Annotated in this window: 5 protein-coding genes; 3 read left to right on the plus strand and 2 right to left on the minus strand. The window is 31.3% G+C overall.

Annotated features, from left to right (window positions below; genetic code table 11):
* Positions 1-150: 150 nt before the first annotated feature.
* A complete protein-coding gene (locus tag B3I31_RS06930; protein WP_291046380.1) occupies positions 151-1,446 on the plus strand; it encodes a mechanosensitive ion channel family protein in 1,296 nt (431 codons plus the stop codon).
* A gap of 15 nt (positions 1,447-1,461) precedes the next feature.
* Here the strand turns inward: B3I31_RS06930 and B3I31_RS06935 are convergent, their stop codons facing one another.
* A complete protein-coding gene (locus B3I31_RS06935; RefSeq protein WP_291071100.1) occupies positions 1,462-3,732 on the minus strand; it encodes a DUF2339 domain-containing protein in 2,271 nt (756 codons plus the stop codon).
* Between the two features lie 117 nt (positions 3,733-3,849).
* Between B3I31_RS06935 and porQ the strand changes: the two genes are divergently transcribed.
* Both porQ and cmk read left to right on the plus strand, forming a co-directional pair.
* Positions 3,850-4,875, plus strand: a complete 1,026-nt coding sequence (porQ, locus tag B3I31_RS06940; protein WP_291071098.1) for a type IX secretion system protein PorQ — start codon at positions 3,850-3,852, stop codon at positions 4,873-4,875.
* A 51-nt stretch (positions 4,876-4,926) separates the two neighbouring features.
* On the plus strand, positions 4,927-5,613 hold the full coding sequence (cmk, locus tag B3I31_RS06945) for a (d)CMP kinase (RefSeq protein WP_291060069.1): 687 nt from the start codon (positions 4,927-4,929) through the stop codon (positions 5,611-5,613).
* Here the strand turns inward: cmk and B3I31_RS06950 are convergent.
* Positions 5,603-6,532 (minus strand): glutaminase, encoded by a 930-nt coding sequence (locus B3I31_RS06950; RefSeq protein WP_291060071.1) that lies wholly within the window; start codon positions 6,530-6,532, stop codon positions 5,603-5,605. The genes cmk and B3I31_RS06950 overlap by 11 nt on opposite strands.
* Between the last annotated feature and the right edge of the window lie 583 nt (positions 6,533-7,115).

Here is a 7,115-nt window from a genome sequence, read left to right on the forward strand (position 1 = left end):
TAATTAAGTTAGATTAATCTAACAAATATAATCTTTTCATTGTTTTGAACCAAGATAAATTAAGAAACCAACAAATTTCAATGTAATTTATCAGTTGTTGTAAATTATGAAAAGGATAAACTTATTTTTGTTGTATTAGTTTTTATTCAGATGGAACTTTTAGACGAAAATATTCAAAGCGATGTGTATCGCTCAATGCTCGAAATGATTGCCAAATTGGGACTTTCGAGTTATTCTACCACAATAATGACAACAATTGTTCTATCAATTTTGTTAGTTATTATATTGTATGCGATCGATTTTTTATTGCGAAAAGTGCTATTACTTGTTTTAACAAACTTTATTGCAAAAAGTAAAACAAAGATTGACGATTTATTAATCAAGAACAGGGTTTTACAATTCGCAACACATATTGTTCCTGTAATTGTCGCCAAAGAAGCGATCCCACTTATCTTCAAAGGATTTCCTAATTGGATCAAAATTGCGATGCAAATTACAGATATTGCATTGGTAATTGCTGTTGGATTGTTGTTTAATGCAATTTTTAAAACGTTCAGGGATTTTCTTCGAGGTAATAAATCTTTTTCGGATAAACCAATTGATAGTTATCTGCAAGTGATGAATATTTTAGTTTTCTTTGTTTGCGGAATTCTAATTTTTTCGATTGCGACAGGAAAATCGCCTATTACATTTTTGGTTTCTTTGGGAGCGGCTTCGGCGGTTTTGATGTTGGTTTTTAAAGATTCAATATTAGGTTTTGTGGCGAGTATTCAGGTTTCGATGAATGATATGGTGCGCGTTGGAGATTGGATTGAAATGACAAAATATGGCGCAGACGGAAATGTTACCGAGATTAATTTAGGAACGGTAAAAGTTCAGAATTTTGATAAAACAATTACAACAATTCCGACGTATGCCTTGGTTTCAGATTCGTTTCGTAATTATCGCGGTATGCAAAATGCTGGTGGACGCCGCATTAAACGTTCGATAAATATTAAAATGAATTCGATTCGATTTTTGACAGAAGAAGAAATTGAAGAATTAAAAAAAATCCGCATGTTACACGATTTTATTGTGGATAGAACGAATGAAATCAATCAATATAATGTATCGAATAAAGTTGATCCAACGATTTTGGCGAATGGAAGACGAATGACAAATATTGGTCTTTTTCGACAATATATCAAGACATATACCTATAATAGTCCAAAAATTAGAACAGATTTGATGTTCGAGGTTCGGCAACTTCAACCAACCGAACACGGTTTGCCAATTGAGTTATTTATGTTTACAAATACAACGGTTTGGAACGAATATGAAGTGATTATGGCTGATATTTTCGATCATATTATTGCGGTTGTTCCATATTTCCATTTAGAAATTTTCGAGTTACCTTCTTCGGATGATATGCGTGTCATTGCTGAAGCATTGAGAAGAAATAATTAACAAAGAAGTTGAACATTATTGTTCAGCTTCTTTGTTTTCGCTCGGTTTTTCCATCAAATTAACCATCAAATTTTTTAGTTTTTGATACATAAAAGAAGTTAATAAGATTAAAATTCCTAAAACAATAAAAGATATTATTCTGAAAATATTGCTCATTTCCCAAACATCTACGAAATATAATTTTAGAATAATCAATCCAAATAATATAATTCCAACAATAGGAAAACCTTTCAATTGTTTTCTTAATCCGAAATAAATCAATACAAATCCTAAAACTGCCCAAATAATTGGTAATAATATCATTCGGAAAATATCGGCTTGATGCGAGAAATTAGAAGAGCTTTCGTCAAGTGTTATCAACATAAAACCATTGTATTTCTCGAAACTAATCACATAAACCAAGACAAGCATGCTGATGATTTGTTTTGCTTTGGAGCTTTGGAAATCGCTACTTTTCACAACTAAATAAATAATATAAGCGGTTGGAATGAGATAACTCAAATAAAGAAAATAACTACCGATGTTATAATTTGTTTTGTTTGGTAATAATGGAATTTCGGCAAACATTGGTAAAAATAGAATGCAAAAAGCCGCAGAAATTTGTAAAACAAATTGCAAGGTATTTCCTAAATTTAGTTTTTCGCGTAGCGTTAAAATAAAAGCAATAAAGAATAATGTATAAATCAATACATAACTTACAATCATCATAAAGTTGAAATAAGGTTCGATCTGATAAATTAATTCGAACAAAATTCCTGTGTACATCAATAAAAGTGATGTTGATATGAAGATAAATTTGGAATGATTGAGCTTAAAACCTAAAAATTGTTCTTCGGTTTTGAAATCTTTCATCAAATATATATTTGCAATAGAACAAATCAATGCAATAAAACTTGTGATAAAAACATGGTTAAAAATTACGGCTAAATGTTTTTTAGTATCGATATAATCAAACCAACTAGCGCATAAAGCAATCAATAAAAATGGAAACATCGCAATGAAAAAGATTTTGAAAATGTTTTCTTTACTTTTTTTCCAAAAAAACAGTAACAAGGTTGATTCAATCGCGAAACAAATCGAAACGACATTTGCTTTAAATTGTAAGGCAACCGCAGTTGTGATAAGCGCAATGCTCAAACCGATTAAGGTATTTTGTAATAAATTATTTTTAGGTGTTTTGTAGATGTATAATGCACCGAAAGCGGTTATCAATCCAAATAAGAAAGCTATTAAACCATTGTTATTTCCAACAATAAAATAATAAACTGAAGAAATTAAAACGGTTGATAAAATGGTATTGAAAATTAGTAAAAGGCAATTCCAAACCGAAAATTCTCCTTTTTTGACGTAGTTAATTAAACTTGTAATAGTGAAAATAACGTAAAGCAAGCCAAAGAAAAGATATTGCGTTGAGATTTTAGAATTGTCGATCCATGCGATACTATATATAAAGGTAAAGCCAAATGCGATAAACGAAATAACTTGCCAATCTTTTCGCCAAGCCATGTACAGCATACTCAAGTTTAGAATCGTTAAATAACCAAACAGAAATACAAAATTGCTTTCGCCTGTACTAATCATCAATGGAGCGATAAAACCACCAATAATCGAAAAAATGGCTAAAACTTGTCGATTATATAACATTGCCATCACGATAGAAAAAATAGTCACAATTGTTAATAACCCAAAAGTGGTATTTTGAGAAAGTAAATGATATTCTCGGAAGGCAATGGTTAAGGTGAAATATAAAACGGTTAATCCGCCACCAATTAAAATGGAAGAAAAGATTTCAAAATTTTTCCGAATAAAATGAGCAATTCCAATAATTCCTAAACCAACTCCAATTCCAATCATCACGCGAAAAGTTTCGTTAATCCAATTTTGATCAATTGCATATTTTACGAAGTAAGCAATTCCTAGAACTAAGGTTACAATTCCGAAAATCGTCAAGAAATTGTCTTTGATAAATGCAATTGCGCTGTTGAGATTTTTATCAAAACTGATTTCAGTTGTTTGTTTTGGTGGAATTTTGTCAAAAATACCTTTTGGCATTTCAACTTTATGATAGGAAACAACTTCTGGTTGAGGTTCAATTTTTTTCTCTTCAACTATTTTTGGTTGCTCAACAATTGGTTTTGATTCAGTTTTAATTTCTTTCGCATCCAATTGCTCTTGCAAATATTTTAGCTTAGTTTCTTGATAATCAAGTTGTTTTTTTAGTTGCGAAACTTTATTAAACAAAATCACAATCAATACGAATATAATAATGGCAATTAAAAATTCCATAAAGTGTTTTTTAGGTAAATTGAAGTTAAGCTTTTTTTCAGAAAGCCTAAAATTTTGTTTCATACATACCAAAATCATTCTGTTTTCGTTATTCTACAAAATCTTTATTTTTGCTAAATGTTTAAAAAGCTAAGTACATTATTGTTTATCGCGCTATCGACTTCGATTTTTGCGCAAGATGGAACGCGTGTTTACGAGTTTTTGAACATTACAACTTCTCCACGTCAAGCGGCTTTGGGAGGAAATGCAGCAACTTCTTGGGATGCTGATCCCAATTCTGCTTTATGGAATCCAGCCTTGATGAATCGAGAAATGCATGGTCAATTCGGAATCAATTACGTCAATTATATTGCGGATGTAGATTTTGGAACATTTTCGACGGTTTATGAAACCGATAAAGAAAACTTTATTTCTGTTCATGGTCAATATGTTGATTACGGAAAATTAATTGGAACTGACGAAAATGGAAATGTGACAGGGAATTTCAAAGCAAATGATGCCGCAATTACAGTTGGTTATGCACGTGTTTTGGGCGATTATTGGACAGTAGGAGCAAATTTAAAATACATTAATTCTACAATAGAATCATATAAATCCTCGGCAATTGCTGGAGATATAGGTCTTTCGTACCACGATTTCGATAAAAATATCAATGTTTCGTTGGTTGTGCGCAATATCGGTCAACAAATTCAAACGTATAATGGCAAAAAAGAAGACATGCCAACGCAAGTTAATTTGGGAATTTCTCATCGATTAGAACATGTTCCGTTAGAATTTACGTTTTCTTTGCACGATTTACAGAAGTTTGATATTTCCCAACCTTATAATAAAAACGGACAAGAAGTTTCTGCTGGAAGAAAAATGATTGATCACCTTTCGGTTGGAGCAGAATTATTTCCAGAATCAGATTTTAATATGCGTTTAGGTTATAATTTCAAACGTGGAAATGAATTAGCAGCCGAAGGAATTCGCTCTTTATCTGGTTTAACGTATGGTTTTGGAATCCGTATAAATGCTTTTCGATTCGAGTTTAGTCATGCGAATTACCACAAATCTGGAGGTTCTAATCACTTTGGTTTGATTCTCAATTTAGACCGAATTATTCAAGGTCGAGATTATTGGAGAAGTAATCCTTGGTTATAAAAACTTTTCAAACAACTATAAAATCTTATCTTTGTCTTCAATTCTATATAGATGAAAGAAAATTTAATTATTGCAATCGACGGATATTCTTCTACAGGAAAAAGTTCGATGTCAAAAATTATTGCAAGAAATCTTGGTTATACACATATTGACAGTGGCGCAATGTATCGCGCTGTGACTTTGTATGCATTTCAACATCAGTATATTGTCGATAATAAAATTGATGAGCAAGCATTAATAATCAATTTATCTGACATTAAGATAGAATTTAAACAAGATCTTATAACTCAAAAGAATCTTAGCTTTTTGAATGGTGAAAATGTAGAAGCTGATATTCGTACGATGGAAGTTTCTAAAATGGTTAGTCCAATTTCTGAGATTCCTGCTGTTCGCGATTATTGTGTAGCGCTTCAACAGCAAATGGGAGAAAAAGGAGGTATTGTGATGGATGGTCGCGATATTGGGACAACAGTTTTTCCAAATGCAGATATCAAAATTTTTGTTACAGCTTCACCAGAAGTTCGTGCGCAACGTCGCTTTTTAGAATATCAACAACAAGGGAAAAATATTCCATTAGATGAGGTTCTAAAAAATGTGAACGAAAGAGATTATATCGATTCTCATCGCGAATATTCACCACTTCGTAAAGCAGATGATGCAATAGAAGTTGATAATTCGAACATGAATTTAGAAGAAACGGTGAATAAAGTGATGGAGATTATCAATTCTAAAAAATAGAATCCTCTGTTGCGGTTGTAAATTCTTCCAGAAATTTCATTCCTCGGTAGGAGTTTCCTTTTAAGTTTAATTTAGGACTCCAAACTGAAACAATGTAATATTTGGGCATAATTGCAACAATTCCTCCGCCAACACCACTTTTTCCAGGTAATCCAACACGAAAAGCAAATTCACCAGATTCATCATAGAAACCGCAAGTTTGCATAATAGCGTTGATTCGTTTTGTTTGACTAATGTTTAAAACTTGATAATCATCAAATAAGTTTTTTCCTTTATTAGCCAAAAAAGAAAAAGTTTTACTCAACTCCATACACGACATTTCAATCGAGCAGATATAAACATACAAATCCAGAACATCTTCTGGAGAATTATGAATGTTGCCCAACGATTTTATAAAATTTGTCAAAGCTGTATTACGATAAGCGGTAGAAAACTCACTTTTTGCAATTTTATCAGAATATTGAATAGAATAATTACCAGAAACCTTTTTGATAAAATTTAAAAAATATGCTTTCGGATTATCGCAAATATCAATTAAGATGTCGCAAACCACTAAAGCGCCCGAATTAATAAATGGATTTCTAGGAATTCCTTTGTCAGTTTCTAATTGCAACAATGAATTAAAAGGCGTTCCCGAAGGTTCTACATCAACTCTCTCCCAAATTTTCTCGCCAATTTCTCTATAAACTAAAGCCAAAAGCAACACTTTTGAAATACTTTGAATCGAGAATTTTTCTTCACAATCACCAAATCCAAACTGAAGTTGATCCGTAAACAATAAAGAAACTCCAAATTTCTCACCGTCTATTTTAGATAATTCAGGTATATAGTTAGCTGTTTCTCCCAAATTCTCTTCTTCAATTACTTTTAGGTAAATGTTATTTATTATCTCAAAATATTCTTTTTCTTTCGAAATCATCGCGCATATTATATATAGTATGAATGTAAATCTATTTTACATGTTAAACAAAATTAAAAATTTATTTATTTTTTTGAATAAACCATTTTCGCTTTGAGACAATTCCTCCCGAATAGTTCCTTCAAAAGTATCCATTTTGCTTTTCTTGAACAAAAGAAAAGCAAAACGTCTAATCATTTTATGAGTTTAAAAGGTATTCTTGAGTAATTAACAAGTTTAATTTTCCTGTCCTTTCGAGCTTGTCGAGAAATCTATCTCGTTATAATTTTGTGCTATAAAAAGAGCTTTTCTCGTCAAAAATCTAATATCTCAGTTCTCATATCTAAACATTTCAAAAAATATTTTCCATTGTACCAGTGACTTAAGGAAAGAATGTAAAATAAATGTAAAGTATGTTTGGAAAAGCGGAAAAAGGGTACGTATATTTGCAACCTCAATACGAAAGACGAGTAGTATTGTAGTTGACATAGGAACTTATATATCGCTAAAATTTATTTAAAAATAAATTTGCGAGTTTGGAAATAAGTATTACCTTTGCCATCCGATTCCGAAAGGAGTTTGAGAGTGAAAGTAAGAATTGACT

This window comes from Empedobacter sp. UBA3475 (assembly GCF_002378465.1).
GTDB lineage: Bacteria > Bacteroidota > Bacteroidia > Flavobacteriales > Weeksellaceae > Empedobacter > Empedobacter falsenii_B.

Coding starts and splice junctions, on each gene's coding strand:
- B3I31_RS06930 (WP_291046380.1), top strand. CDS start 151: ATGGAACTTTTAGACGAAAATATTCAAAGCGATGTGTATCGCTCAATG.
- B3I31_RS06935 (WP_291071100.1), bottom strand. CDS start 3,732: ATGGAATTTTTAATTGCCATTATTATATTCGTATTGATTGTGATTTTG.
- porQ (WP_291071098.1), top strand. CDS start 3,850: ATGTTTAAAAAGCTAAGTACATTATTGTTTATCGCGCTATCGACTTCG.
- cmk (WP_291060069.1), top strand. CDS start 4,927: ATGAAAGAAAATTTAATTATTGCAATCGACGGATATTCTTCTACAGGA.
- B3I31_RS06950 (WP_291060071.1), bottom strand. CDS start 6,532: ATGATTTCGAAAGAAAAAGAATATTTTGAGATAATAAATAACATTTAC.